This window comes from Nocardioides luteus, assembly GCF_015752315.1.
Taxonomy (GTDB): Bacteria; Actinomycetota; Actinomycetes; order Propionibacteriales; family Nocardioidaceae; genus Nocardioides.
Genome location: NZ_JADOVJ010000001.1, coordinates 2,830,354 through 2,857,106, shown reverse-complemented (window position 1 = coordinate 2,857,106; position 26,753 = coordinate 2,830,354). Strand labels below are relative to the sequence as shown.

Below are 26,753 nucleotides of genomic sequence, written 5' to 3'. Positions count from 1 at the left end.
GGATCACCCATGTCCGACCTGACCCAGCGTGACAACACCGAGACCGGCTTGCTCCGGATCGCCGTCCCCAACAAGGGCTCGCTGTCCGTCGCCGCCTCCGAGCTGCTGCGCGAGGCGGGCTACCGCCAGCGCGACGACTCCAAGCGCCTGACCCTCATCGACGAGGAGAACGGCGTCGAGTTCTTCTACCTGCGCCCGCGCGACATCGCGCTCTACGTCGGCGAGGGCACCCTCGACATCGGCATCACCGGCCGTGACCTGCTCCTCGACTCCGGCGCGAAGGCCGACGAGGTCGTCGGGCTCGGCTTCGGCCGGTCGCGGTTCCACTTCGCCGGCCGCGCCGGCGCCTTCACCTCGGTCGAGGAGCTGCGCGGCAAGCGGATCGCGACCTCCTACGTCGGGGTCGTCTCCGCCTTCCTGGAGCGCGAGGGGATCGACGCGAGCGTGACCCGCCTCGACGGCGCCGTGGAGACCTCGATCCAGCTCGGTGTCGCCGACGCGATCGCCGACGTGGTCGAGACCGGCTCCACGATGCGCCAGGCCGGCCTGGAGATCTTCGGCGAGCCGATCATGCACTCCGAGGCCGTGGTGATCACCCGTTCGGGCGCGCAGCTGCCCCCGGCGTACGAGACGTTCCGGCGGCGCCTCGACGGCGTCCTGATCGCGCGCAGCTACGTGATGATGGACTACGACATCCGCGCCGAGGACCTCTCCGAGGCCTCCGCGATGACGCCCGGGCTCGAGGGGCCGACGGTCAGCCCGCTGCACCGCGAGGGCTGGGTCGCGGTCCGCGCGATGGTGCCGCGCAAGGGCTCGCAGAAGCTGATGGACGACCTCTACGCCGTGGGCGCCCGTGCGATCCTGCTGACGGAGATCAATGCCTGCCGGATCTGAGTCCCAGGGGTCTGAGCCGACGGGATCCGAGCTGCCGGTGAAGCTGCCGCACACCTGGCGCCCGCTCGGGGCCGGCGTCATGGGCTGGTTCCTCGTGGCCGCGCTCGCGGTGATGTGCACCATGGTCTGGGTCGGGTTCACGCCCGAGATCAAGGCCCAGGTCACCATGTTCGAGCGGCTCACCTTCGGTGCCGTGGGTCTCGGGATCGTGGTCTGCGTGCACGCGCTGACCCGGTCGCGGGTCGTCGCCCGGGAGAGCGGCCTGACGGTGGTCAACGGCTACAAGCGCCGCGACCTGGAGTGGGCCGAGATCCTCGCGATCAACTTCCCGCGCGGTGCGCCCTGGCCCACGATCGACCTCGCCTCGGGCCACAACATCTCCGCCCTCGGCATCCAGGCCTCCGACGGCGCATCGTCGCGGAAGGCCGTGCGCACGCTGCGCACCCTCGCCGACGAGCTGTCCTGACGACGACCGGCCGGCGAACCGCTTACTACGGTTCGGGGAATCCTCGCGGCGCCTGCTGATCGCGACGTACGCGGCGGCTTAGCGTATCCGCGTGATCTCCTGGACTCGTGCGTTTGCCGTGCTGGCAGCCGTGCTCACCCTGGCCTCGACCGTGCCGGCCCAGGCCGCGCCGGCGCACCCGGTCGGCACCTGGGGCGCCTCGGCCGACGAGGTGGGCGGCAACACCGGCGCTGCCGGGCTGGCCGACCTGTCGGTGCGCAACCTGGTCCACACCTCGCTGGGTGGCTCCGGCGTACGCATCACGCTCTCCAACGCCTTCGGCGACCGTCCGGTCACCTTCGCCTCGGCACACGTCGGGGTGGCCGGGGACGGCGCCGCGGTGGTGTCCGGCACGAATCGGCCGGTGACCTTCGCCGGTGCCGACCGGGTCACCGTCGCTCCCGGCACCGAGGCGCTCAGCGACCCCGTCGACGCGACCGTGCCGGCCGACACGACCCTCGCGGTCAGCTTCCACGTCGTCGGGGAGAGCGGCCCGATCACCGGGCACGACGTGGCGACGCAGATCTCCTACGTCTCCGGGACGGCCGGCGCGGACGTCGCCGGCGAGGAGTCCGGTGCGGCGTTCACGACGCAGATCTCCCGCTGGTACTGGGTCGAGAGCGTCCTCGTCGAGAAGCCCCGCCGGGTCAAGACCGCGGTGCTCTTCGGCGACTCGATCACCGACGGCAACGGCTCCACCGTCGGTGCCAACCGGCGCTGGCCGGACGTGTTGGCCGACCGGATCGCGAGCAGCCGCTTCGCCGGACGCTTCGGCGTGATGAACGAGGGCATTTCCGCCAACCGCGTCCTCGTGGACAGCACCGGCGGCCAGCGCGGCCTGGACCGCTTCCGGCGAGATGTCCTCGACCAGCCCGGCGTCTCCACGGTCGTGCTGCTGGAGGGGATCAACGACATCCGCTGGGACGATGCCGACGAGGCCTCCGACCTGACCGACGCCTACCGCGAGCTGATCGCGCAGGCGCATGCCGAGGACGTCTGCGTCATCGGCGCGACCCTGACGCCGTACGAGGGCGGCAGCCGCTACACCCCCGAACGCGACCGGGTGCGGGTCGCGGTCAACGAGTGGATCCGCACCTCCGGCGAGTTCGACGGCGTCGTCGACTTCGACGCCGCCACGCGTGACCCCGACCGGCCGGCGCGGTTCCTGCCGGCGTACGACTCCGGGGACCACCTCCACCCCGGCGACGCCGGCTACGCGGCGATGGCCGAGGCGTTCGACCTGTCGTTGCTGGAGTGCGACCGCTAGACCGCGACGATCAGGCCGTGATGGTCAGATCGCGGTGATGCCCCACGTGACCTCGAACCGCTCGTCGGGAGCTAGCTCGATCAGGTCGGTGCCGGAGTTGAACGCGTCCGGGGGAGCGGTCATCGGCTCGACGGCGAGGCTGCCGCGCGCGGGCGACTGGTCGTCGGCGCTGTAGACCATCAGCCAGGGGTGGTGCTCGTCGACCCAGAGCGCGACGCCACCGTCGGGGCCTTCGAGCGTCACCGTGGTCCGCCCGTCCTCGCCGCGATCGAGATCGGTGAAGGCATGGTCGAGCACGACATCGCCGATGGGCTTGGCGGAGGTGAAGTCGTGGGCCGTCCCGGCCGTCGGCTCGCTCGTGGTGGGCAGCTTGCGCTCCGGGTCGGAGAGCAGGCGGGTCCGCGCCGGGAGGGTTAGCGTCCAGCCGTCGACGGGTCCGTCGCCGACGGTCAGATAGGGGTGGGCGCCCACGGCGAAGGGCGCGGGGGAGCCGGCGTGGTTGGTCGCCGACTGGGTCACGGTGAGCCCGTCGGGTCCGACGGCGTAGGTCACCTCGAGGTCGAGCGTCCACGGGTAGCCGCTCTGCGCCATCAGCCGGGTGGCGAGGGTGATCGAGGCCTTGGTCTCGTCGATCGGCAGCCACTGCGCCCACCGCACCAGGCCGTGGGAGGCGTTGTTGCGCGACACCTCGGACAGCCCGAGCTGGTAGGTCTTCCCGCCGAACTCGTAGCGGCCGTCCCGGATCCGGTTGGGCCACGGCGCCAGCAGCTGCCCCTTGCCGCCGCTGGACTGCTCGTCGTCGCCGAAGGGGGCGATGAGGTCGCGCCCCTCGTAGGACAGCAGGCGCAGCGACCCTCCGCTCTCCGTCACCGTCGCGGAGTAGCCCCCGCCGTCGATCGTGAACTGCTCTCCACTCGGTCTCAGCACGCGCCCAGGCTATCGAGGTGTCCGGAGGGTCTCGGTGAGTGGTCGGGTTAGCCTCGGGCCATGGAGCGACGACAGCTGGAGTTCTTCCTCGCGATCGCCGAGGCGGGCAGCTTCACCAGCGCCGCGGCCCGGCTCCACGTGGCCCAGCCGTCGTTGTCGTACGCCGTACGCGGGCTCGAGCGCGAGCTCGGCGGCCCGCTCTTCGAGCGCCACGGCAGGGGAGTGCGGCTCACCCCGGCGGGTTCGGCGCTGCTCGGCCCGGCCCGCCGGGTCGTACGTGGCTTCGAGCTCGCCGCGGGAGCCGTCCGGTCCGTCTCCGACGAGGGGTTCGGCAGGCTCCGGATCACCTCCAGCACGGTGTGGGCGGTCGAGCCGCTGGTGCCGGTGCTCGCCGAGTTCCGGCGGATCCAGCCGGCCGCACAGGTCGTCGTCACCGACCCGCAGCACCGCTCCGACGTCCTCGACCAGGTGCGCAAGGGCGAGGCGGACGTCGGCCTGATCGACGGTGCGCCGCCGCGCGGCCCGTTCGGCTCGCACCGGCTCGCCGAGCACGAGCTGGTGGCGGTGCTGCCGCCCTCGGGCGAGGCGCCGGAGGAGATCGGGATCGAGGAGCTCGCCGCGGTCGGCCTGATCGCGACGCCGGCCGGCACCGCGCTGCGTACGTTCCTCGACGCCCGGCTCGAGGCCGCGGGCCTGCCCACCGAGGTCGCGATCGAGACGGCCCACGTCGCCTCGATCACCCCGCTGGTGCTGGCCCGCGCCGGCGTGGCGGTGCTGACCGAGGGGATGGCCCGTGCAGCGTCGCGCGCCGGTGCGCAGGTGGTGCCGCTGACGCCGGTGACGCGGGTGAGCGTGTCCGTGGTGTGGCTGGAGGGGCGCGGTGACGCGCTGGTCGATCAATTCGTCGCGCTGGCGCAGGAGCTGACCGACCCGTGAATCAGCCATAGAGACTCTCTATCGCAGCCTCTCGATCCTGGTCTTGCTCCGCGGGTCGACGTGCTGGAACACCCGAAAGGTCAATGTCTAGTGTGTTAGACATATATGAACCGAATGGATGGAGCACGCATGCGCCGCCCCCACCGCCTGGCCTTGGCCGCCCTCGCCGTCGCGACGACGGCAGGCACCCTGTCCGCCTGCACCACCGCGAGCGAGCGTGACGGTTTCGCCCAGAGCGACTCCGGAGGAGCCGAGGACTCGGTGGTCCTCGCCGAGCAGCCGTGGGTCGACCTCCAGGTTGAGAACGAGGTCGCCGTCCAGATCCTCCAGGAGCTCGGCTACGACGCCAGCATCAAGAAGAACCTCTCCGTCGAGAATGCCGCGACCGCGGTCTCCTCGGGCCAGATCGACGCCTACCTCGGCAACTGGTGGCCCTCGCAGGAGCCCAGCTTCGGCGACCCCATCGACTCCGGCGAGGTCGAGGTGCTCTCCACGATCGTGAAGGGCACCGAGTACGCCCCGGCCGTCCCCGGCGACGTCGCCGACCAGCTCGGGATCGAGTCGCTCGCCGACCTCGACGCCAACGGCGCGAGGTTCGGCCGGAAGATCTACGGCATCGAGGCCGGCTCCCCGGGCAACGAGACGATCCAGAAGGCGATCGACGAGGACGCGTACGGGCTGGGTGACTGGAAGCTCGTCGCCAGCGGCACCCCGGCGATGCTCGCCCAGGTCGAGAAGTCGCAGAAGGCGGGCCAGCCGATCGTGTTCCTCGGCTGGAGCCCGCACTGGATGACGGTGCAGTTCGACGCGGTCTTCCTCGAGGACCCCGACAAGGTCTGGGGCGGCGCCGGCGAGATCCGCACCGTCACCCGCAAGGGGTTCGAGGACGACAATCCCGAGATCGCCGAGTTCCTGTCCAACCTGAGCTTCAGCACCGACGAGGCCGGGCAGTTCTACTACGACCACGACAAGTCCGGGAAGGAGCTCGCCGACATCGCCGAGGCGTGGATCGACGACAACCCCGAGAAGGTCGCCCGGTTCCTCGACGGGGTCGAGGACGCCGACGGCGAGAAGGCGGAGATCTGATGAGCGAGACGAAGACGGAACCCAACGAGACGGGCTCGCCGGCGATCGTCGGGCGGGGCCTGAGCAAGGTCTACGGGCTCGGCCGCAGGCAGGCCGAGAAGGCGCTGGCCGCCGAGGACCCGCGTGCGGCGGCCGCGGCGGCGGGCGGCTATCTCGGTGCCCACGAGATCGACTTCGAGATCGCCCGGGGCGAGATGTTCGTCGTCATGGGGCTGTCCGGCTCGGGCAAGTCGACCGTGCTGCGGATGATCAACCGGCTCAACGAGCCCAGCGCCGGCGAGCTGCTGATCGACGGCGAGGACATCACCAAGGTCTCCGACCAGCGACTGCGCGCGCTCCGCAACAACGGCATCGGGATGGTCTTCCAGCACTTCTCGCTGTTCCCGCACCGGACGGTGCGGGAGAACGCGGCGTACGGCCTGAAGGTACGCGGCACCACGAAGCAGGAGCGTCTGGAGAAGGCCGACGCCGCCCTGGAGCGGGTCGGCCTGGGCGGGCGTGGCGACAAGCTGCCGCACGAGCTCTCCGGCGGCATGCGGCAGCGGGTCGGGCTCGCGCGTGCGCTGGCCGTGGACCCACCGATCTTGCTGATGGACGAGCCGTTCTCGGCACTGGACCCGCTGATCCGGCGCGACATGCAGGACCTGCTCGTCGACCTCCAGGCCCAGGACCAGCGCACGACGGTCTTCGTCACCCACGACCTCAACGAGGCCATGCGGATCGGCGACCGGGTGATGGTGATGCGTGACGGCCGGACCATCCAGGTCGCCTCCGGACCCGAGATCGTCGCCCACCCGGCCGACGAGTACGTCAGCGAGTTCGTCGCCGACGTGGACCGGGCCCGGGTGCTCAGCGCCGGCGACCTGGTGCGGCCGCCACGCCTCGTGCTCGACGAGGAGACCAGCCGCGCAGACGCCCTCACCAGGCTGGGCGAGAACGAGGTGACCGGTGCCTTCGTGACCGATGCCGAGGACCGGCTGCTCGGTGTGGTGACCGCCGACCGGGTCGCCGACCTGAGCAGCGGCGAGAGCCTGCGGGAAGCGCTCGGCGAGCCCTTCGAGCAGGTCGCGCCCGACGACGTCGTCGGCGACTTCATGCAGCTCGCCGGACGTCAGGTCGTGCCGGTGACCGTGCTCGACGACGACGGCCGCATCGTCGGGGTCGTGCCCCGGGCCGCGATCCTCTCCGCCCTGTCCACCGCCAACGGCGGGAGCGCCGCGACCGAGACCAAGGAGGTGGCCCATGCCTGACCTTCACATCGGCGACTTCGGTGAGGACGTCATCAACTTCCTCACCGACAACCTCGGCCCGTTCTTCGACGGCATCAAGGAGGCGCTCAACTTCCTGCTCCGGATGGTCTACAACGTGCTCGGCGGCCTGCCGCCGATCGCGATGATCATCGTGCTGGCCGTGATCGCGCTCCTGGTGACCCGCCAGGTCGTCCTGACCCTGGTGCTGACCGTCGGGCTGCTCCTGATCGAGTCGATGGACCTGTGGTACGAGACGATGCAGACCACCACGTCGGTGCTCGTGGCCACGCTCGTGGCCCTGGTGATCGGCATCCCGCTGGGCATCTGGTCGGCCTTCTCGCCACCGCTGCGGGCCGCGCTGCGGCCGGTGCTCGACCTGATGCAGACGCTGCCCGTCTTCGTCTACCTGCTGCCGACGATCCTCTTCTTCGGGGTCGGGGACGCGCCCGGTCTGGTCGCGACGATCGTGTTCGCGCTGCCGCCCGCGGTCCGGCTCACCCAGCTGGGGATCAACCAGGTCGACGCCGAGACCGTCGAGGCGGCCGCCGCCTTCGGCGCGGGCCGCTGGGAGATCCTGCGCGAGGTGCAGCTCCCGCTGGCCAGGGAGTCGATCATGACCGGCGTCAACCAGGTCATCATGCTGGCCCTCTCGATGGTCGTCGTCGCCGGCCTGGTCGGCGGCTCCGGCCTCGGCGGCGTCGTCGTCAACGCCGTCCAGGGCCTGCAGATCGGCGCCTCGATCGAAGGCGGCCTGGCGGTAGTCGTCATCGCGATCTACCTCGACCGGGTCTCGGCCGCCCTCGGCGGCCAGCGTGGCCTGGCGCCGTCGTGGTGGCCGAAGAGGCTGGGCCGCGGCGGCGGTGCGCCCGCGAGGACCGCCGAGCCCGAGCTCACCCCCGCCTGATCCTCATCCCGATCGGAGAACGAACGTGACCATCACCGAGCTGCACCGTCCCGCCGACGTCGTCGAGACCCCCTCGGGCGTACGGGTCCGCCGCGCCGGCGCCCGGATCGGCGCCGTCATCGAGGGCCTGCGCCTGGCCGAGGCCGACGACACCCAGATCCAGGACGTACGCAGCGCCCTGCTGCGCCACAAGGTGCTCTTCTTCCGAGGCCAGGACGGGCTCACCGACGAGGAGCAGAGCACCTTCGCGGCCCGGTTCGGCGAGCTGACGACCGCGCACCCGACGGTCAACACCGGCTCCGGGCGGGTGCTGCGGGTCACCGCCAACGCCGGCATGGCGGCCAACGCCTGGCACACCGACGTCACCTTCGTCGACCGGGTGCCGGCGATCTCCGTCCTGCGCGCGGTCACCCTGCCGCCCTACGGAGGCACCACGATCTGGGCCAACACCGCGGCCGCCTACGACCGGCTCCCGTCGCCCCTGAAGGCGCTCGCCGATGAGCTGTGGGCGGTGCACACCAACTCCTACGACTACGCCCAGCGCGACGAGGAGCACGAGCAGCCCGACGCCAACTACTCCCGCGACGACTTCGCCTCGATCCACTTCGAGACCCGGCACCCGGTTGTCCGCGTCCATCCGGAGACGGGGGAGCGGTCGCTGGTGCTCGGCTCGTTCGTGAAGGAGTTCGACGGGCTCACCTCCACCGAGTCGATCCACCTGTTCAACCTGCTCCAGGACCGGGTCACCAAGCTCGAGAACACCATCCGCTGGGCCTGGCAGCCCGGCGACGTGGCGATGTGGGACAACCGCGCGACCCAGCACTACGCCGTCGCCGACTTCGACCACCACCCGCGCGAGATGCGCCGGGTCACGGTGGCGGGTGACGTACCGGTCTCTGTCGACGGGCGGCGCTCCGTCGTGCTCGAGGGCGACGCACGTGCCTACAGCCGGCTCGACGAGCTGATCTCCTAGGTCTGCACGACGACGTCGGCGCGGGCCGCGGTCAGGTTCTCGGCGAAGTGTCCGGCCTCGGCGGCCGCCCACGCGTCCCAGTGCGGCGCGAAGGTGTCGCCGTCGCGGTCGATGCCGCGCCGCCGGCGCAGCTCCTCCGGTGCGTCGACCCACGCCAGGGCGGTGCGAAGGCCGTCGTACGCCGCGGCGCCGCTGCCCACACCCTCGACCACGAGCAGCGGGCACGGCGGGACCATGACCGTCTCGGCATAGCCGCCTCGGTGCCAGTCGTAGCGGCGGTAGGAGCCCGGCGCGCCCTCGACGAGGGGGAGCAGGACCGTCTCCAGCTGGGCGATGCCGGCGGCGAGACCGTCCCAGCCGGCGTAGAGGTCGTCCATGTGGATCACCGGGGCCTGGGTCATCTCGGCCAGGGCGGAGGCCAGCGTGGTCTTCCCGGAGCCGGCGGGGCCGTCGACGCAGATCAGCCGCCCGGGACCGAGGGTGGCCGGACGACTCATCGCGATCGTGAGCAGATCCGCGGCAGCGGGGGAGTCGGTCGAGCTCAGGAGATGCCGTACTTCTTCAGGATGTCGTTGACGTCGGCCAGGTCGTCGTCATCGTCGTCGGCCAGCGGACCCTTGGCGGCCTTCGGGGCCGCGACCGAGGCCGGACCAGGGGCGGCGCCGGCCTCCCTCCGCGCGGTACGGCTCGGCCTCTCCTTGGTGGGCAGCACCCGGGCCACGAAGATCAGCACGATCGCCAGCGCGGCGATGCCGAACCCGATCCACACGGTCGGGCTGAAGACCAGCCGCGCGGCCCAGTCGGCGATCGCGTCCACGATCCTGCCGCCGGCACGCAGCAGCCCGGTCAGGTAGGCGGCCGGGGCGATCAGCGTCCACCCCAGGCCCTTCACGCCGGCGCCCAGGCCACGCCGTCGGAACGCGATCCACGTCCAGATCGCGCCCAGCACGGTGAGCGCAGCGGCTAGTGCGAGGTAGGCGCCTTGGTCCATGTCTCCAGACTCCCACAGCAGCGGTGATGCGGCACCCGGACTGTCCCCGATATCGGCCCTGATCTTCGGCCGGGGCTCGTGCTGGGGTTCAATGGAGGAGATGAACGACAAGCGACTCCTCGGCACTGCGTTTCCCGGCGACACCGGCGAGACCAGCCCCGAGGTCGTGGCCGTGATGAGGTCGTACGCAGCGGGCCAGGCCACCCAGGCCGACGTGCTCACCACGCTCGCCGCCGCCCGGGTGCTCGTCCCGGTCGTCGCGGTGCTGGGCGAGGTCGAGGTCGACGAGGCCGGTCTGGCCCACGACAAGACCTCCGACATGGCCACCGTGCTGCTCACCGGCGCCGACGGGCGGCAGGCGCTGCTCGGGTTCACCGGCACCGCCTCGCTCCAGGCGTGGCAGGCCGACGCCCGTCCCGTGCCGGTCTCCCTGCGCGACGCGGCGCGGGCCGCCGTCCACGACGGCGCCGACGCGCTCGTGCTCGATCTCGCCGGTCCGGTCCCGTTCGCCATCGAGGGCGACGACCTGCACAAGGTGGCCGAGGGCTGGCAGCTGGCGACCGTCGGGCCGCGTACGGCCTGGGTGCGGCCCTGAGGTCTGTGCCGGACACCCCGGGCGCCCTGGGGATTGGGACGGCAGGGAATGTTGCAGTAGTGTTCCGTGTTGACCGATCAGCCGACGTACGCCGTCGGTTGATCCAACAAGCGGAGATCACAACAGCGTTCTCCCACCCGCATCGACCGTGAGCAACAAAGGTCGTCGGGTTCCGGTCCCGAAGAGAGTGTCCCAGAGATTTGTGGGGCAATGGATTCGGTGGTGCAAGCCCATGCATGGGTGAGCGTTATGACTGGCTTCCGCTTGTGACAATTCCAGCGGAAGCCCTTTTTCATTTCCGGACCGCCCGTGCACGCGGCCCGGAAAGCAAGATCCAGAGCCTCCGCAGCCAAACAACTGGAGGACACATCAGCACTGAGCTTCGTATCAACGACCGGATCCGGGTTCCCGAGGTCCGCCTCGTTGGTCCCAACGGAGAGACGGTCGGCATCGTGCCGACCCCTGACGCGCTGCGCCTGGCCCAGGAGGCCGACCTCGACCTGGTCGAGATCGCCCCGCAGGGCAAGCCGCCGGTCTGCAAGCTCATGGACTACGGGAAGTTCAAGTACGAGAACGCCCAGAAGGCCCGTGAAGCCCGTCGAAACCAGACGAACGTGATCATCAAGGAGATGAAGCTTCGTCCGAAGATCGACAAGCACGACTACGAGACCAAGAAGGGTCACGTCGTGCGGTTCCTCAACGCCGGGGACAAGGTCAAGATCACGATCATGTTCCGCGGTCGTGAGCAGCACCGTCCCGAGCTCGGCTTCCGCCTGCTGCAGCAGCTGGCCGACGACGTCCAGGACCTGGGCTTCGTCGAGTCCTCGCCGAAGCAGGACGGCCGCAACATGATCATGGTGCTCGGCCCCCACAAGAAGAAGGCCGACGCCAAGGTGGAGGCGAAGACGGCCAAGGAGGAGAAGGCCGCCGAGCGTGCCGCCGACGAGGCCGCCGAGAAGGCGGAGCGTACGGCCGCGAACGCCGCCCGTCCGGCATCGACCCCCAAGGTCAAGCGCCGCTCGGAGAACCTCGACCCCGACATCGACCTCTGACCGGTCGATCCACTGACTTCCGCCGCCGCGGCGCCCCGTGACCGGCCGGACGACGAGAGAAGGAAGAACTATGCCGAAGAACAAGACCCACTCCGGTTCCAAGAAGCGCTTCAAGGTGACCGGTTCCGGGAAGATCCAGCGCCTGCAGGCCGGCCGTAAGTCCGGCGCTGCGTTCGCCTCCGCGCCGACGACCGGCTCGCGCAAGAAGCACCGTCGCAACGCCGGTCTGGTGGAGCTCGCCCCCGCCGACGTCAAGCGCGCGAAGAAGCTGCTCGGTCGCTGAGACCGCTGATCACCCGAACTTTCCCCAGAGCATTCAAGGAGCACTGAAATGGCACGCGTCAAGCGCGCAGTGAACGCTGCGAAGAAGCGTCGCACCACCCTCGAGCGGGCCTCCGGTTACCGGGGCCAGCGCTCGCGCCTCTACCGCAAGGCGAAGGAGCAGGTCACCCACTCGCTGGTCTACTCCTACAACGACCGCCGCAAGAACAAGGGCAACTTCCGTCGCCTGTGGATCCAGCGGATCAACGCCGCGGCGCGCGCCGAGGGCATGACCTACAACCGCTTCATCCAGGGTCTCAACCTGGCCGGCATCGAGGTCGACCGCAAGATCCTGGCCGACCTCGCCGTCAACGACGTGACCGCGTTCAACGCGCTCGTCGCCCAGGCCAAGGCTGCGCTGCCGGAGGACGTCAACGCCCCGGCGAACGCCTGAGTCTGACTCCGATCGTGGGAGTCTTGGTGTCACCTGGTGGCACTGGGACTCCCACGTTCCATTTGCATGCGTACTCGATCACGGGGTGAGTGATTTGCTGTCGTCGGGGAACTCCCGCTTGAAAGAGATCCGTAAGCTCGCCCGCCGTTCGGTTCGTGCGGAGCGAGGTCTCTTCCTGGCCGATGGCCCGAAGGCGGTCGAGGGCGCGCTCGGGGTGAGCGGTTGCGTACAGGAGATCTTCGCCACCGAGGCGGGGGCGGAGACGTACGCCGCGTTGCTGGCGGATTCGTCGGTGACGCTCGTCGATGACCGGGCCATGGCCGGCCTGTCCGACTCGGTCACACCAGCCGGTGTGGTGGCGCTGTGCCGGTTCCTCGACGTCCCGCTCGCCGACATCGCCGGTCCGCTCGTGGTGATCTGTGCCGACGTACGCGATCCCGGCAACGCCGGCACGGTCATCCGCTGCGCCGACGCCGCCGGCGCGTCCGGGGTGATCCTGGCCGGCGACTCGGTCGACCTCTACAACCCCAAGACGATCCGGGCCTCGGTCGGCTCGGCCTTCCACCTCCCGGTCGCCGTCGAGCGTGACCCGGTGGCTGCGGTCAAGGCCGCCAAGGCCGCGGGCCTGACCGTCCTGGCGGCCGACATGCACGGCACCGCGGACCTGTTCTCCGCCGACGATCTCCTCGCCCGGCCCACCGCCTGGCTCATGGGCAACGAGGCCTGGGGGCTCCCGCCGGAGCTGGCCGCCGAGGCCGACGAGATCGTGAGCATCCCGATCTTCGGGAAGGCCGAGTCGCTCAATCTCTCCACCGCCGCAGCGCTCTGCCTCTACGCGAGCGCCCGCGCGCAGCGCTGAACCCGCCTAGAGTGGGATCGTGAGCGACCCCGTGATGGACTATCTCGCCGGCGTCGAGCCGGCGAAGCGGGCCTTGATCGAGCACTACTACGACCTCGTGCTCGAGCTGTTCCCGGAGGCTGCCCCCGGCACGAAGTACGCGATGGCGTGCTACACGCTCCGCGGGAAAGGGCTGGTCTCGGTGATGGCGACCAAGGCCGGCCTGTCGGTGATCCCGTTCAGCGGGAGCCTCAACGCCCAGGTCGCGGGCGACTTCGAGGTCTCCGAGGGCGGTGGCTCGCTCTACTGCACCGTCGAGCGCCCGCTGCCCGACGAAGTCTTCGCCGAGCTCGTCCGCCTGCGGGCGGCTCAGATCGGTTGACCTTCATCTCACCTGAAGGCCGATGGTTGCCGGCATGGATGAGCCACTGCTGACGATCGGGGCGTTCGCGCGCGCCGTGGGCCTGACCGCGAGCGCGCTGCGCCACTACGACGAGTGCGGGTTGCTGGTGCCGGCCGAGGTCGACTCGGGGACCGGGTATCGCTACTACACGCCCGAGCTGGCCGAGCGGGCCCGGCTGATCGTCGGGATGCGCGAGGCCGGGGTGCCGATCGAGACCATGCGGGTGGTGCTCGACTCCTCGGCGGCAGAGGCTCGGGCCGCGCTGGCGGCGTTCCTCGAGGAGCAGACGGCGCGCACGGGGCGCGCCGAGGAGGCCGTACGCGGCGTGCTCGCCGTCGTCGACGCCGGCCCTGCCGCCCGGCCGGCGATCGTCGACCTGCCCGGTCCCGTGCTGGCCGCCGCCATCCGGCAGGTTCGGCACGCCGCCGAGTCGGATCCGGCCTCCGAGCTCGCCTCCGTCCTCATCGACGTCGACGGCGCCGGTGTGGACGTGGTGGCCACCAACCGCTACTGGATGGCGGTGCGGGAGCTGCCGGCGGCCGCCGAGGGGGACGGCGGCCGAGCGGTCCTGGCGCTGCCCGACGCCGCCGCGCTCGCCGTCCGGCTCGACGCGATCACGACCGCCGAGCTGCGGATCGCCGACGGCACCCTCACCCTCGCCGGCCGCTCGCTCGGGCGCGATGCCACCTATCCGGCTCACCGCCTCGTGCTCGCCGGTCTGGAGCCGGCCGGCACCCGTGCGGTGCTGTCCAGGGCCGATCTGCTCGCCGGTCTCGACGCGGCCGCCTACGCCGAGGTCGACCTCTTCCTCGGCGACCAGGCCCGGCTCCGCTCGCCGCACACCGCCGAGCAGAGCGACGTACGCGGCGTGGTGACCGGTCCGCCGGCCCGGCTCCGGCTCGGCACGGCCCTCCTCGGCCGCGCGTTGGCGGCGTGCCTGGGTGACGAGGTGCATCTGGCGGTGACCGCTCCCGACCGGCCGGTGGTCCTCACCTCGCCCTACCAGCCCGGGTTCACCGCGCTGGTCATGCCGGTGCGCCACGACGCCGAGGACTGAGCCGTGGCAGGGTCTCGACAGGCTCGACCACCGATGGCTCGGGGGTTCCGCCCCTGGCTGGCAGCGTCGACCGCTTCGGTCTTCGGCGACTCGGTGACCTTCTTCGCGATCGGCTGGGCGGCGGCGGGCTTCGGAGCCGACGCGGCCAGCCTTGTGCTGACCGTCGAGGGCATCCCGCTGGCCGTGCTGGTGCTGGCCGGGGGAGTGCTGGCCGATCGGATCGGCATCCGGCGGACGATGGCCGCGTGCGACGCCGCGATGGTGCTGGTCATGGCCGCGTTCGCGGTCGGGGCGATCGGTGGCGCGGAGCTGTGGATGCTGGTCGCCGTCGGGGCTCTCTCGGGCACCCTCCAAGCACTGCGACGACCGGCCGAGGGGGTCTTCCCGCGGCTGTTCGGCGCCGAGGATCTCGACCGCCGGATGGCGCTGGTCGGGTCGGCCCACCAGGTCGCCCGCACCGCCGGGCCCGCCGCCGGCGGCTTCCTGATGGGCCACGGCGGACTGCCGCTGACTGCCGGGCTGGACGCGGCGACGTTCGCGCTCGTGCTCGTCGCGCTCCTCCTCGTCCGTCCACCGCACGAGCCGGCTCCCGAGCCCGCCCGAGGGTCGGTCTGGCGCAGCCTGGCCGACGGCGCGAGCGCGGCTCGACGCACCCCCGGGGTCGTCCCGGTCCTCGTCGCCATCAGCGGTCTCGCAGCGTCCGTGCTCCCGCTGGTCATGCTCGCGCTGCCTCTCGCCGGCCGCGAGCGCGGCTGGACGGCGGCGGAGACCGGTCTGGTCTCCGGCGCCTGGGTGGCCGGGGGACTGGTGATGACGCTGACGGTCGCCCGCTGGGGTGCGCCCCGCGCGCCGGTCGCGGTCGCCGGCCCCGTGATCGCGGCCGGAGGTGTGGGCCTGCTGGCGCTGCGTACGGAGGTCGGGGCGGGGGTGCTCGCGGTCGGCCTGGTCGGCGTCGGCACCACGATGCTGACCACCTACCTCCTGCCGGCCTACGTCGGCCGCACCCCGCCCGAGATGCTGGCCCGGTTCTCGAGCCTGACCCAGCTGGCCCAGACCGGCCCGGTGCTGGTCGCGACGCCGCTGCTCGGCGTGGCGGCCGGGGTCGACGTACGGCTGGCACTGGCTGTCGTGGGAGCGCTGCTCCTGGCGACCGTCCCGGCCGCGGTCCGGGTCGCCCGACTGCCGGAGTCGATACCCCACCGGGCCTGATACACGAAAGGTAAATCTGTTTCACTCGATGGTATGACGAACGTGAGCAGACGACGGCTGCTGGCCTCGGGCGGCGCGGCGGCCGCAGCGGGGGCGACCCTCCCGCTGTGGACGTGGGCGCCGAGCGCGTCGATCGCGGGTGCGGGCGACGGGCTCGACCCCGAGTACATCTGGGACGTCCGCGCCGACCCGGTCATCGCGCGCCTCTACGGCGAGGGCCTCGGCAAGGTCGCCGAGGTCAACGAGATCCTGACGAGCTGGACCACCAACGACCAGCCGCTCCCCGCGGGCCTGCCCGGCTACCTCGAGGACTTCATCGAGGAGGCGAGAAGCGTCCCGGCCTGGGCCGACCAGGGGAGGCTGAAGCTGGCCGGCACGTTCAACGAGGAGAGGTACGGCTTCTTCCTCGCCCTCCTCTACACCCTCGGCAGCGGCCTGATCAGCTGCGCGATCAAGCGCGAGGCGTGGTCGGTCTACTACTCCTACGGCGGCGCGAACATGCGCGAGCGGATCGCCAAGACCACCGTGCTCGGCTACGACGTGATGGACGCCCAGGGCTGGACCGCGTCCGGCAGTCTGCTGGTCAACTCGGTCAAGACCAGGATGGTCCACGCCGCCGTACGCCACCTGCTCCCGCAGTCTCCCCACTGGGCGAGCATCGGTGCCGGCCAGGAGATCCCGATCAGCCAGGCCGACATCCTGGTCACCTTCCACAGCCTCGGCACCTGGGTGATGAAGAAGTTCACCGAGTGGGACATCGCGCCGGGCGCGGAGCTCGCCGACGCGTTCCTGCACGCCTGGAACGTCGACCTCCACCTCCTCGGCGTGCAGGACCAGTACCTGCCGAAGGACTGGGCCGCGGCGTACGCGCAGTACGACCAGGTGATGGGGCCGGCGACCGGCGGCACCCGCGAGGGCGTCGAGCTCGCCCAGGCTCTCCTCGACGCGGTGATCGGCGAGAGCAACCCGCTGCTGCGCCACGAGCTGGAGTCACTGGGACGCTACGTGATCGGGGATGCGTACGCCGACATGATCGCCTTCGACAGGGATCCGGTACTCGCGCGGGTCTGGGCGGGCGCCGTGCCGCTGCTGGTCCGCTCCTACCAGAGCACCGTCCCCGACATCCCGCTCGTCTCCAATCTGCTCCCCGAGGCCGTGCACACCTTCATCAAGATCTACTTCTCGCCCGGCGACCGTGCGCCGATCACGCTGCCACTGAGCAATCGGCCGGAGTAGCGGCCCGGCGCAGGTTTCGTCGGTCTAAGGTGGCGGCGTGGACGCCAGAGAACTCGCCGATGCCCTGCCCGACGGTGTCGTCGTCGCCGATGCGGATGGCACGGTCGTCCTGGTCTCCGCCCTGGCCGGGCGGATGCTCGGCGTGGACCCCGACACGAGCCTCGGGCGGCCGCTGGGTGACGTACTCACGCTGAGCAACACCGACGGACACACCTGGACCAAGGTCAACCGGCCCTACGAGACCCTGCCGACCGTGACCGGCACCCCGGAGCAGGCCTGGCTGCTGCCCGACGGCACCGAGGTGCTCGTCGTCTCGACGATCCGGCGCCCGGCGCTGGACGCTGCCGTCGACCAGGTCTCGATCTCGCTGCGCTCGGGACGTGGCCGCAAGCGCCTGGACCGGGAGCGGTCCGACCTCGTCGCCACCGTCGCCCACGAGCTGCGCTCGCCGCTGACCGGGGTCAAGGGGTTCGTGCAGGCGCTCCTGAACCGGTGGGACAAGCTCAACGACGACCAGAAGAAGCTCATGCTCAGGACGGTCGCCTCCGACTCCGACCGGCTCTCCCGGCTGATCGCCGAGCTCCTCGACGTCGCCCGGATCGACACCGGCCGGCTCCAGCTCTACCCGCGCGCCAGCGACGCGACGGTGCTGGTCACCCGCGTGGTCGAGTCGGTGCGCTCGGCGACCTCGCGGCCGATCGAGCTCGACGTCTCCGCGGACCCCGAGGAGCTCGAGATCCACGCCGACCCGGACAAGTTCACCCAGGTCGTCACCAACCTCGTCGAGAACGCCGTACGTCACGGCGACGGCGTCGTCACCGTGAGCCTGGGCGTCTGTCCCGACGACCCCGACCAGGTCCTGCTGGTCGTCGAGGACCGCGGTGAGGGCATCCCCGCGGAGCTGCGACAGCGCGTGTTCACGAAGTTCTGGAAGCACGGCGCCCGCGGCGGCTCGGGCCTGGGTCTCTACATCGTCGGGGGCCTGACCAAGGCCCACGGCGGCTCGGTCAGGATCGCCGATGCCGACGGCGGCGGGGCTCGCATCGAGGTCGGCTGGCCCCGGAATCCGCCGTCGGCCTGAGGCTCACCTTCTAGTCACGGCCTGGACCGGGCGAGCAGGAAGATGAAGTACGGCGCGCCGATGAGCGCGACCACGAGACCCGCGGGGATCTGGGCGGGACTGATCGCGGTGCGACCGACGGCGTCGGCGACCACGAGGAGCAGCGCCCCGACCAGGATGGCGACCGGGACGACGCGTACGGCCCGGCCACCGACGAGAGCGCGCGCGATGTGCGGCGCGACCAGGCCGACGAAGCCGACGACGCCGACCGCGGAGACGGCCATCGCGGTGAGCACCGCGGCGGTCAGCAGGATCAGCAGCCGTACCCGCTCCGAGGAGACCCCGACGAGCCGTGGGGTGTCCTCGTCCAGCGTGAGCAGGTCGAGCTCGCGGCGCACCATGAAGGCGATCGGGATCGCGACGGCCAGGGCGACCGCGACCGGGACGACCTGCTCCCAGCTGCGGCCGTAGGTCGAGCCGGACAGCCACGTGTAGATCCGCGGGGTGTCCCAGGGATTGGAGCGCACCAGCAGGAAGGTGCTGAGGGAGACCGACCCGTACCAGACGCCGATCCCGATGAGGACCAGCCGGTCGGTGTCGATCCCGTGCCGCCAGGCCAGGCCGTAGACCAGGCCGAAGGCGACCAGCGATCCGATCGTCGCGGCGACGAGCATCGTAGTCGTCGAGGCGGCCGCCGAGCTGCCGCCGCTCCAGCCGGAGGACAGCCCGGTCACCACGATGACCGCGCCGACCCCGGCTCCGCCGGTGATGCCGAGGATCCCCGGCTCGGCCAGCGGGTTGCGGCACGTCGCCTGGACGAACGTGCCGGCCAGGGCGAGGGCGCCACCGGCGAGCACGGCCGCGCCGACCCGGGGTGCGCGCTCGTCGAGCGCGAACTGGACCAGCGGGATGCCCTGGTTCTGCAGCCAGGCGACGATGTCGCCGGTGTAGAGCCACTGGTGGCCCGCGAGCAGGCCGACGACGGTGGCCCCGACCGTCAGGGCGAGCAGGAGGACGAGCACCACCAGGAAGCGCAGCCGGCTGCGGATGGTGACGGTGGCGCCCGGTGGGCGGCGGGTGGGGCCGGAGTCACGACCGCCACGGGCGAGGAGCACCATCACGACCGCACCCGCGATCGTCGTGGTGACCCCGGTGGGCACGGACATGGCCTCGTCGGCGCCGAGCACGGCGCGGACGATGACGTCGGCCGCGACGACGACGAGGGCGCCGACCAGACCTGCGGCCGGAAGCAGCACCGCGTGCCGGTTCAGCGTCGGCACGAGCCGGCCGAGCAGGCGGACCAGGACCGGGGCGCACAGCCCGACGAAGCCGATCGGGCCCGCCAGCGTCACCGAGGCAGAGGTGAGCAGCACCGCGAGCACGGTCCCGATCGCACGTGTCGAGCGGACCGGTACGCCGAGGACCGAGGCGGCGTCGTCGCCGGCGGAGAGCAGGTCGAGCCGGCGGGCCAGCAGCAGGCCGCAGACCGTCGCCACCAGGACCACCGGCGCCACCTGCCAGAACGCCCGCAGCCCGAGCTGGCTCAGCGAACCGCTGCCCCAGGCGAACAGGCTCGTGGTCTCCTCGGAGTAGAGGATGAGCAGCGTCGAGGTGGCGGCCTGGAGCGCGAGCGCGACGGCCGACCCGGCGAGGATCAGCCGGGTCGTCGACGTACCGGCGCCACCGGCCAGGGCGAGGACGATGCCGGCGGCGACGAGGCCGCCGAGGAAGGCCGTGATGCCGGAGGCCCACAGCGGGACCGACAGGCCGAAGGCGGCGACCAGCGTGATCGCGAAGTAGGCGCCGCCGGTCACCGCGAGGGTGTCGGGGGCGGCCATCGCGTTGCGAGCGAGCGACTGCAGGAGCGCCCCCGCGACACCGAGGGCGAACCCGACCGCGATGCCCGCGGCGAGCCGGGGGATCCGCGAGCCGGTGATGATCTCCATGGTCGACGCGGTGGCGCCGTGCGACTGCTCACGTCCGAGCAGCGCGTCGAGGAAGTCTGCGGGGCCGACGCCCGAGGTGCCCTGGGTGAGGTGCCAGCAGGCGGTCAGCAGCAGCCCGACGAGCAGGCACAGGAGGACGACAGAGGCGCCTCCTGCGCCTGCCCGCGGGGCCTTGACGGCATCGGTCACTTGCTGAGCAGGTCGACGTACGCGTCCAGGACCTGCTCGGCGGAGCGCGGGCCACCGAAGGTCCAGATGCCCTCGGGGAAGGCGTGGGTGCGGCCCTCGCTCACGGCGGGGATCGACTTCCAGACGTTGTTCTTGGCCAGCTCGGCGTTGATGTCACCGGCGGGGTCGACGGTGCCGGTGTGGAAGAAGGTGGCGTCGCCGAGCGTGGTCATGCCCTCGATGTCGGTCTGCCCGAGGCCGTACGCCGGGTCGACCTCGCCCGTCCAGGCGTTCTTCAGTCCGATCTCCTCGCCGAGCTCACCGATCAGCGAGCCCTGGCCGAACGGGCGGATCGCGACGTTGGCGCCGTCGATCCAGCCGTCGAAGTAGACGAACTCGGTGCCTGCGGCGTCGGCGTCGGCGACCGCCTTCTTGGAGGCGGCGAGCTTGTCCTCGAAGTCACCGACGACGGCCTCGGCCTGCGCCTCGCGGCCGGTGGCCTCGGCGATCATCTCGAAGGTGGTCACCATGTTGGCGACCGGGTCCTTGGCGTCGGCGCCCTTGGTGGCGAGGACGGGGACGTCGTACTTGGCGAGCTGCTCGAGGATCTCGTCCTCGGCGGTGTAGGCCTCGACGACGATCAGGTCGGGGTTGGTGCCGAAGAGGGTCTCGAGGTTCGGCTCGCCCCGGGTGCCGACGTCGGTGACGTCCTCGCCGAGCTCCTCGGCGGTGTCCCAGGTGCGGTAGCCCTTGGCGTCGGCCACGGCGACCGGGTCCACGCACAGGCTGAGGAGGTCCTCGGTCTGCTGCCACTCGAGGACCGCGACCCGCTCGGCCGGCTTGTCGAGCTCGACCTTGTTGCCGAAGGAGTCGGTCAGGCTGACCGCGCCGGTCGAGGTCTCGACCCCCTCGCAGCCCGCGGAGGCCTTCTTCTCGGACGTGTCGGTCTCGGCGGCGGTGGTGGTCTGCCCGCAGGCGGCGAGCAGCAGGGCTGCGCAAGCCGTTGCCAGGGCAGCCGTCGTCGTACGTCGAATCATGTCTTCCTCTTCGTGTCCGCCGGCGTCAGCGCCGGGCGTGATGCCTGCCGCGTGGCTCGACCCGGACGCGCCCGGTCTCCAGATCGGAGGTCACCTCGATCGGGAGCCCGTACACCTCGGAGAGGTGTTCGGCGGTGAGCACGTCAGCGGGTTCGCCGGTGGCGTGCACAACGCCGTGGTGCAGCAGTACGACCTGGTCCGCCACGGCGGCGGTCTGGTTCAGGTCGTGCAGGACGACGCCGATGGCCGTCCCGTGATGGTCCGCGAGGTCGCGGACCAGGTCCAAGATCTCGACCTGGTAGCGCAGGTCGAGGTGGTTGGTGGGCTCGTCGAGCAGCAGCACGCCGGTGTCCTGGGCCAGGCAGCTGGCCAGCCACACGCGCTGCAGCTCGCCACCGGAGAGCTGGTCGACCGGCCGGTCCGCCATCCGCGCCGTGCCGGTCAGCTCCAGCGCCCGGTCGATGCTCGTCAGGTCGTCCTCGGTCAGTGCGGCGAAGCGCCGGCGGTGGGGATGACGGCCGAACCCGACGATGTCGCGGATGGTCAGACCGGAGGGGTGCGGACGCGACTGGGACAGCAGCGTCACCCGGCGCGCGAACTCGCGCGCGCCCAGCGGGGCGCTGTCGTCGCCGTCCAGCGACACCGACCCGGAGGTCACCCGGTGCAACCGGGCGAGGGAGCGGAGCACGGTCGACTTCCCCGAGCCGTTCGGGCCGATGAGAGCGGTGACCCGCCCCGACTCGAGGCCGATCGAGACTCCATGGACGACGGTGGCGCGGGCGTAGCCGAGAACCAGGTCGTGACCGGAGAGCGCAGGGGGCATGAGGTGAGGCTAGCCTAACTAAGGCTCGCCTGTCTCAGGGGGTCCGCGAATTCGGTCCCGGCGCGCCCGGATGTCCGGTTCGCGCGGGGAGGTGTGGGGTTCCTAGACTGTCGTTCATTCATGACAACTGAGTCATCAGACGACGAAAGCCAGTGATGTCCGGTCCCAACACCGACTATGACCCGGTAGAGGTCACCCCCTTGAAGGCTGAGGAGGTCGAGGCCGCGCGCGATGCTGCGCTGGCAGCCATCGACGCCGCGAACAGTCTCGAGGAGCTCAAGCAGGCACGGCTCGACCACGCCGGCGACCGTTCGCCGCTGGCCCTGGCCAACCGCGAGATCGGCGCGCTGCCACCGGCCGCGCGCAAGGAGGCCGGCCAGCGCGTCGGCAAGGCCCGCGGCGCCGTCAACCAGGCGCTCGCGGCGCGCCAGAAGGTCCTCGAGGCCGAGCACGAGGCGCGGATGCTGGTCGAGGAGACCGTCGACGTGACGCTCCCGACCGACCGGGTCCCCGCCGGCGGCCGCCACCCGCTGACCACCGGCGCCGAATACATCGCCGACATCTTCGTGGCGATGGGCTGGGAGGTCGCCGAGGGCCCGCTCATCGAGGCCGAGTGGCTCAACTTCGACGCTCTCAACCTGGGCCCGGACCACCCGGCCCGCACCATGCAGGACACCTTCTGGACCGAGCCCGCGGAGAACCACGTGGTCCTCCGCACCCACACCAGCCCCGTCCAGGCGCGCACCATGCTCACCCGCGAGGCGCCGATCTACGTGGTGTGCCCCGGCCGCGTCTTCCGCACCGACGAGTACGACGCGACCCACTCGCCGATGTTCCACCAGGTCGAGGGGCTGGCCATCGACGAGGGCATCTCGATGGCGAACCTGAAGGGCACCCTGGACCACTTCGCCACCCAGATGTTCGGCGAGGGCATCGTGACCCGGTTCCGGCCGTCGTACTTCCCGTTCACCGAGCCTTCGGCCGAGGTCGACCTGACCTGCTTCGTCTGCCGTGGCGCGCAGGTCGTCGACGCCGGAGACGGTCAGCTCGTCACCTGCCGCACCTGCAAGGGCGAGGGCTGGATCGAGTGGGGCGGCTGCGGGATCGTGAACCCGCGCGTGCTGGTGGCGTGCGGCGTCGACCCCGAGAAGTACAGCGGCTTCGCGTTCGGGATGGGCATCGACCGCACCCTGATGTTCCGCACCGGCCTGTCCGACCTGCGCACCCTGTTCGAGGGTGACGTCCGGCTTACTACTGCATTCGGGAGTGAACTGTGAAGGCCCCCCTCTCCTGGATCAAGGAGTACGTCGACCTGCCCGCCGAGCTCGGCATCGAGGAGATCACCGACCGGCTCACCGCGCTCGGCCTCAAGCTGGAGGCGATCGAGACCTCCGGTGCCGGCATCGAGGGCCCGCTCGTGGTGGGCCAGGTGCTCACCGCCGAGAAGGAGCCGCAGAAGAACGGCAAGGTCATCAACTGGTGCACCGTCGACGTCGGTGCTGCCAACGGCACGGGGGAGCCGCAGGGGATCGTCTGCGGCGCGCACAACTTCGTGCCCGGGGACAAGGTCGTCGTGATCCTTCCCGGTGGCGTGCTGCCCGGCAACTTCCAGATCTCGGCGCGGAAGACCTACGGCCACATGTCGGCCGGCATGATCTGCTCCGCGCGTGAGCTCGGGCTGGGGGAGGAGGCCGACGGCATCATCGTGCTCCCGGCCGACGCTCCCGCACCCGGTACCGACGCACGCGAGGTGCTCGGGCTCGGTGAGGAGATCATCGAGTTCGAGATCAACCCCGACCGTGCCTACGCGCTCTCGATGCGGGGCATCGCGCGCGACGCTGCGCTCGGCTTCGAGGTGCCGTTCCACGACCCGGCCCAGCGGGACACACCGGTGGCGAACGAGGCCGGTTACCCGGTCCAGATCGAGGACACCGACGGCTGCGACTTCTTCGTCGCCCGCACCATCACCGGCTTCGACCCGGCTGCCCCGACGCCCGACTTCATCAAGAAGCGGCTCGAGGCCGTCGGCGTGCGGTCGATCTCCCTGGCCGTCGATGTGACCAACTACGTGATGTTCGAGCTCGGCCAGCCGATCCACGCCTACGACCGCGCCAAGCTGCAGGGCCCGATCGTGGTCCGTCGTGCGAATGCGGGGGAGAAGCTGGAGACGCTCGACGGGACGGTCCGCGTCCTCGATCCCGAGGACCTGGTCGTCTGCGACGACTCCGGCCCGATCGGCCTGGGCGGGGTGATGGGCGGTGCCACGACCGAGATCTCCGAGTCCACCACCGACCTGCTCATCGAGGTCGCTCACTGGGAGCCGCGCTCGATGTTCCGCACCGGGCGCCGCCACAAGCTGACCTCCGAGGCCGGCAAGCGCAACGAGCGCGGCACCGACCGGCTGCTGCCGCCGGTCTCGGCCCAGCGTGTGGTCGAGCTGCTCGTGGAGCACGGCGGCGGCGTGGTCGAGGAGGGCGTGACCGCGGTCGGCCCCACCGCCTCGCCGCAGACGCGCGCGCCGCTCACCGAGATCACCATCGCCGCCGACTTGCCGGCCCGGATCATCGGTATCGACGTATCCGTCGAGACGGTCGTGAAGTCGCTGGAGCTGGTCGGCTGCCAGGTGAGCGTCGAGGGTGACTCGCTGACCGCGAAGGTCCCGACCTACCGGACCGACCTGGTCGACCCCTACGACCTGATCGAGGAGGTCGCCCGCATCGTCGGCTACGACAAGGTCCCCTCGGTGCTGCCGCGCCGGGCGACCGGCCGTGGCCTGACCCGCGCCCAGCAGCTGCGCCGCCGGATCGGGCGGGCGCTGGCCGGTGCCGGGCTGGTGGAGGTCGTCGACTTCCCGTTCGTGGGCGAGGCCGACTTCGACCGGCTCGGGCTTGCCGCCGACGACGTCCGTCGCCACACCGTCAAGCTGGCCAACCCGCTCAGCAGCGAGGAGCCCGGCTACACGACGACCCTGCTGCCCGGGCTGCTGAAGGTGGCTGCCCGCAACGTCTCCCGAGGTCAGGACGGGGTCTCCCTGTTCGAGACCGCGACGGTCGCGTTCCCGGTGGACCAGGCCGCGCCGATCTACGGCGTCGACCGGCGGCCGTCGGCGGAGGAGCTCGAGAAGCTCCTCGCCGCGATCCCGCGCCAGCCGCTGCACCTCGCCGTCGTCCTCGCCGGGGAGCGTACGCGGGGTGGCTGGTGGGGTTCGGCCGAGACCGCTTCGTGGGCCGATGCCATCGACGTCGTCCGCCGCCTGGGCGCCGAGCTCGGGGTTCCGGTCGAGGTCGCCTCGGCGTCGCGGGCGCCGTGGCACCCGGGTCGCTGCGCGGTCGTCTCCGTCGACGGGGTCGAGTTCGGCCACGCCGGCGAGCTGCACCCCAACGTGTGCAAGGCCTTCGGGCTGCCCGCCCGCTCGGCCGCGGTCGAGATCGACCTCGACTTCCTGATCTCGAAGGTGCCCGCCACCGCTGTCGGCCCAGTCTTCTCGACCATGCCGGTCGCGAAGGAGGACGTCGCGCTCACCGTGTCGACCGACGTCACCGTCGCGGCCGTCGAGGCGGCCCTGCGTGCGGGTGCCGGCGAGTTGCTGGAGACCGTGCGGCTCTTCGACGTCTACGAGGGCGACCAGGTCGGCGAGGGCAAGAAGTCGCTCGCCTTCGCGCTCCGCTTCCGCGCTCCCGACCGCACGCTGAAGGCCGAGGAGACCGCGGCCGCTCGCGATGCGGCCGTGGCCAAGGCGGCCGAGCTCACCGGCGCCGTCCAGCGCTGAGTCCTCACCGCGTCAGGACCCCGCACGCGCGGGGTCCTGACGCGGGTCCGGCTCAGCCGCGATCCTCGCGCAGGAGGGTGAGAACCGAGTCGATCTGCTCGGGGGTCGTCTCCCACGACGTCACGAACCGGACCTGGCCGTCGAGGCGGTAGAAGAGCACCCCGGCGGCCTCCAGGCGGTCGGCGGTCTCCTCCGGCAGGTCGACCCAGGCCAGGTTGGCGTCGACGGAGTTGGTGATGCGTACCCCTTCCTTCTCCAGGCCCGCGGCGAGCTCGGCCATCCGCTCGTTGGCGTTGCGGGCGTTGCGGAGCCAGAGGTCGTCGGTGAGGTAGGCCAGCAGCTGGGCCGACTGGTAGCGCATCTTCGAGGTGACGTGGCCGCTGCGCTTGGTGCGGTAGACCAGCTCGTCGGCGGGGGCGTCGGTGAAGCAGACGATCGCCTCGGCCGAGAGGGCGCCGTTCTTGGTCGCGCCCAGGGAGAGTACGTCGACACCGGCCCGCCAGGTGAGGTCGGCCGGCGACGCACCGGTGGCCACCACACCGTTCGCGAACCGGGCACCGTCCAGGTGCACGCGCAGGTCACGGGTCTTGGCGATCCCGGTGAGCTCGGCGATCTCGGCGACCGAGTAGACCGTGCCGTAGTCGGACGGTGAGGTCAGCGAGAGGACGGCCGGCTGGGAGTGGTGCGGGTCGCCCCAACGTACGCCGTCCAGGTGGGCCTGCAGCGCCTCGGGCGCCATCTTGTAGTCGTCGCCGGCGATGCCCGTCATCACCGCGCCGCCGCTGAGGAACGAGGTGGCGCCGCCTTCGCTGCCCAGGATGTGCGCGGTCTCGTGGCACACCACGGAGCCCCACGGCGGGGTCATCGCGGAGAGCGAGAGGGCGTTGGCGGCGGTGCCGCTCAGGACCGGGAAGACGCGGGCCGTGGGGTGCTCGAAGACCTCGCGCACCCGGCTCTCGAGCGCGGCGGTCACCTCGTCACCTCCGTAGGCGAGCGCGGAGCCGGAGTTGACGGCGGCCATCGCCTCCAGGATCGCGGGGGAGACGGAGGCGGCGTTGTCAGAGCGCAGTTCGACGGTCACGGTCCTATTCTCGCCATGACGGCTCCACTCC

At 71.2% G+C, this 26,753-nt stretch carries 27 protein-coding genes; 20 read left to right on the top strand and 7 right to left on the bottom strand.

The window, feature by feature from the left end:
- Window positions 1-9 precede the first annotated feature (9 nt).
- From hisG to HD557_RS13780, 3 genes are all read left to right on the top strand, one after another.
- Complete coding sequence (gene hisG, locus HD557_RS13790) at window positions 10-894, top strand: ATP phosphoribosyltransferase (RefSeq protein ID WP_196874269.1); 885 nt, start codon at window positions 10-12, stop codon at window positions 892-894.
- Window positions 878-1,360 carry a PH domain-containing protein gene (locus HD557_RS13785; protein WP_196874268.1) on the top strand — a complete coding sequence of 161 codons (483 nt, stop codon included), beginning with the start codon at window positions 878-880 and terminating at the stop codon, window positions 1,358-1,360. Before hisG ends, HD557_RS13785 begins: the two co-directional genes overlap by 17 nt.
- 91 nt (window positions 1,361-1,451) lie before the next feature.
- Window positions 1,452-2,666, top strand: coding sequence for an SGNH/GDSL hydrolase family protein (locus tag HD557_RS13780; protein WP_196874267.1), 1,215 nt, complete (start codon window positions 1,452-1,454; stop codon window positions 2,664-2,666).
- Between the two features lie 24 nt (window positions 2,667-2,690).
- Here HD557_RS13780 and HD557_RS13775 read toward each other — a convergent pair whose 3' ends face one another.
- Window positions 2,691-3,593, bottom strand: a complete 903-nt coding sequence (locus HD557_RS13775) for an aldose 1-epimerase family protein (RefSeq protein ID WP_008359358.1) — start codon at window positions 3,591-3,593, stop codon at window positions 2,691-2,693.
- 60 nt (window positions 3,594-3,653) lie between these two features.
- Here HD557_RS13775 and HD557_RS13770 point away from each other — a divergent pair, with 60 nt between their 5' ends.
- From HD557_RS13770 to HD557_RS13750, 5 genes are all read left to right on the top strand, one after another.
- Window positions 3,654-4,529: a LysR family transcriptional regulator gene (locus tag HD557_RS13770; protein ID WP_196874266.1), complete on the top strand. Its 876-nt coding sequence runs from the start codon at window positions 3,654-3,656 to the stop codon at window positions 4,527-4,529.
- Window positions 4,530-4,658: 129 nt separating this feature from the next.
- Complete coding sequence (locus HD557_RS13765) at window positions 4,659-5,615, top strand: ABC transporter substrate-binding protein (RefSeq protein ID WP_196874265.1); 957 nt, start codon at window positions 4,659-4,661, stop codon at window positions 5,613-5,615.
- Window positions 5,615-6,865 (top strand): quaternary amine ABC transporter ATP-binding protein, encoded by a 1,251-nt coding sequence (locus HD557_RS13760; RefSeq protein ID WP_196874264.1) that lies wholly within the window; start codon window positions 5,615-5,617, stop codon window positions 6,863-6,865. The genes HD557_RS13765 and HD557_RS13760 overlap by 1 nt, the downstream gene beginning before the upstream one ends.
- A complete protein-coding gene (locus tag HD557_RS13755; RefSeq protein WP_196874263.1) occupies window positions 6,858-7,769 on the top strand; it encodes an ABC transporter permease in 912 nt (303 codons plus the stop codon). The genes HD557_RS13760 and HD557_RS13755 overlap by 8 nt, the downstream gene beginning before the upstream one ends.
- Before the next feature lie 25 nt (window positions 7,770-7,794).
- Complete coding sequence (locus HD557_RS13750) at window positions 7,795-8,742, top strand: TauD/TfdA dioxygenase family protein (protein ID WP_196874262.1); 948 nt, start codon at window positions 7,795-7,797, stop codon at window positions 8,740-8,742.
- On the opposite strand, the gene HD557_RS13745 is transcribed toward HD557_RS13750, so the two are convergent.
- Together HD557_RS13745 and HD557_RS13740 are read right to left on the bottom strand one after the other, a co-directional pair.
- Window positions 8,739-9,239: a (d)CMP kinase gene (locus HD557_RS13745; protein ID WP_196874261.1), complete on the bottom strand. Its 501-nt coding sequence runs from the start codon at window positions 9,237-9,239 to the stop codon at window positions 8,739-8,741. The genes HD557_RS13750 and HD557_RS13745 overlap by 4 nt on opposite strands.
- 44 nt (window positions 9,240-9,283) lie before the next feature.
- Window positions 9,284-9,733 (bottom strand): hypothetical protein, encoded by a 450-nt coding sequence (locus HD557_RS13740; RefSeq protein WP_196874260.1) that lies wholly within the window; start codon window positions 9,731-9,733, stop codon window positions 9,284-9,286.
- A 100-nt stretch (window positions 9,734-9,833) separates the two neighbouring features.
- Here HD557_RS13740 and HD557_RS13735 point away from each other — a divergent pair, with 100 nt between their 5' ends.
- The 10 genes from HD557_RS13735 (at window position 9,834) to HD557_RS13690 (ending at window position 17,919) form a co-directional block, all read left to right on the top strand.
- Window positions 9,834-10,328, top strand: a complete 495-nt coding sequence (locus HD557_RS13735) for an SseB family protein (RefSeq protein ID WP_231380283.1) — start codon at window positions 9,834-9,836, stop codon at window positions 10,326-10,328.
- 332 nt (window positions 10,329-10,660) lie between these two features.
- Window positions 10,661-11,380 (top strand): translation initiation factor IF-3, encoded by a 720-nt coding sequence (infC, locus tag HD557_RS13730; protein ID WP_307785742.1) that lies wholly within the window; start codon window positions 10,661-10,663, stop codon window positions 11,378-11,380.
- 70 nt (window positions 11,381-11,450) lie between these two features.
- Window positions 11,451-11,663: a large ribosomal subunit protein bL35 gene (locus tag HD557_RS13725; RefSeq protein ID WP_008359371.1), complete on the top strand. Its 213-nt coding sequence runs from the start codon at window positions 11,451-11,453 to the stop codon at window positions 11,661-11,663.
- Between the two features lie 48 nt (window positions 11,664-11,711).
- Window positions 11,712-12,095: a 50S ribosomal protein L20 gene (gene rplT, locus HD557_RS13720; protein WP_196874258.1), complete on the top strand. Its 384-nt coding sequence runs from the start codon at window positions 11,712-11,714 to the stop codon at window positions 12,093-12,095.
- Window positions 12,096-12,213: 118 nt separating this feature from the next.
- Window positions 12,214-12,954 carry a TrmH family RNA methyltransferase gene (locus HD557_RS13715; protein WP_231380282.1) on the top strand — a complete coding sequence of 247 codons (741 nt, stop codon included), beginning with the start codon at window positions 12,214-12,216 and terminating at the stop codon, window positions 12,952-12,954.
- Window positions 12,955-12,973: 19 nt separating this feature from the next.
- Entirely contained in the window at window positions 12,974-13,315 is a 342-nt protein-coding gene (locus tag HD557_RS13710) for an iron chaperone (RefSeq protein ID WP_196874256.1), read from the top strand.
- Between the two features lie 34 nt (window positions 13,316-13,349).
- Window positions 13,350-14,393 (top strand): MerR family transcriptional regulator, encoded by a 1,044-nt coding sequence (locus HD557_RS13705; protein WP_196874255.1) that lies wholly within the window; start codon window positions 13,350-13,352, stop codon window positions 14,391-14,393.
- 33 nt (window positions 14,394-14,426) lie between these two features.
- Entirely contained in the window at window positions 14,427-15,602 is a 1,176-nt protein-coding gene (locus tag HD557_RS13700) for an MFS transporter (RefSeq protein ID WP_196874254.1), read from the top strand.
- Window positions 15,603-15,635: 33 nt separating this feature from the next.
- Window positions 15,636-16,838 carry an oxygenase MpaB family protein gene (locus tag HD557_RS13695; RefSeq protein ID WP_196874253.1) on the top strand — a complete coding sequence of 401 codons (1,203 nt, stop codon included), beginning with the start codon at window positions 15,636-15,638 and terminating at the stop codon, window positions 16,836-16,838.
- Between the two features lie 37 nt (window positions 16,839-16,875).
- Window positions 16,876-17,919 carry a sensor histidine kinase gene (locus HD557_RS13690; protein ID WP_196874252.1) on the top strand — a complete coding sequence of 348 codons (1,044 nt, stop codon included), beginning with the start codon at window positions 16,876-16,878 and terminating at the stop codon, window positions 17,917-17,919.
- A gap of 14 nt (window positions 17,920-17,933) precedes the next feature.
- Here the strand turns inward: HD557_RS13690 and HD557_RS13685 are convergent, their stop codons facing one another.
- The 3 genes from HD557_RS13685 to HD557_RS13675 are packed head-to-tail and all read right to left on the bottom strand — an operon-like array spanning window position 17,934 to window position 21,872.
- Window positions 17,934-20,033 carry an iron ABC transporter permease gene (locus HD557_RS13685; RefSeq protein WP_196874251.1) on the bottom strand — a complete coding sequence of 700 codons (2,100 nt, stop codon included), beginning with the start codon at window positions 20,031-20,033 and terminating at the stop codon, window positions 17,934-17,936.
- A complete protein-coding gene (locus HD557_RS13680) occupies window positions 20,030-21,049 on the bottom strand; it encodes an iron-siderophore ABC transporter substrate-binding protein (RefSeq protein ID WP_196874250.1) in 1,020 nt (339 codons plus the stop codon). Before HD557_RS13680 ends, HD557_RS13685 begins: the two co-directional genes overlap by 4 nt.
- A gap of 25 nt (window positions 21,050-21,074) precedes the next feature.
- On the bottom strand, window positions 21,075-21,872 hold the full coding sequence (locus HD557_RS13675; RefSeq protein WP_196874249.1) for an ABC transporter ATP-binding protein: 798 nt from the start codon (window positions 21,870-21,872) through the stop codon (window positions 21,075-21,077).
- 155 nt (window positions 21,873-22,027) lie between these two features.
- Between HD557_RS13675 and pheS the strand changes: the two genes are divergently transcribed.
- Together pheS and pheT are read left to right on the top strand one after the other, a co-directional pair.
- On the top strand, window positions 22,028-23,149 hold the full coding sequence (gene pheS, locus HD557_RS13670) for a phenylalanine--tRNA ligase subunit alpha (protein WP_008359388.1): 1,122 nt from the start codon (window positions 22,028-22,030) through the stop codon (window positions 23,147-23,149).
- Entirely contained in the window at window positions 23,146-25,641 is a 2,496-nt protein-coding gene (gene pheT, locus HD557_RS13665) for a phenylalanine--tRNA ligase subunit beta (RefSeq protein ID WP_196874248.1), read from the top strand. Before pheS ends, pheT begins: the two co-directional genes overlap by 4 nt.
- Before the next feature lie 52 nt (window positions 25,642-25,693).
- Here pheT and HD557_RS13660 read toward each other — a convergent pair whose 3' ends face one another.
- On the bottom strand, window positions 25,694-26,722 hold the full coding sequence (locus tag HD557_RS13660) for a threonine aldolase family protein (protein ID WP_196874247.1): 1,029 nt from the start codon (window positions 26,720-26,722) through the stop codon (window positions 25,694-25,696).
- Window positions 26,723-26,753 lie beyond the last annotated feature (31 nt).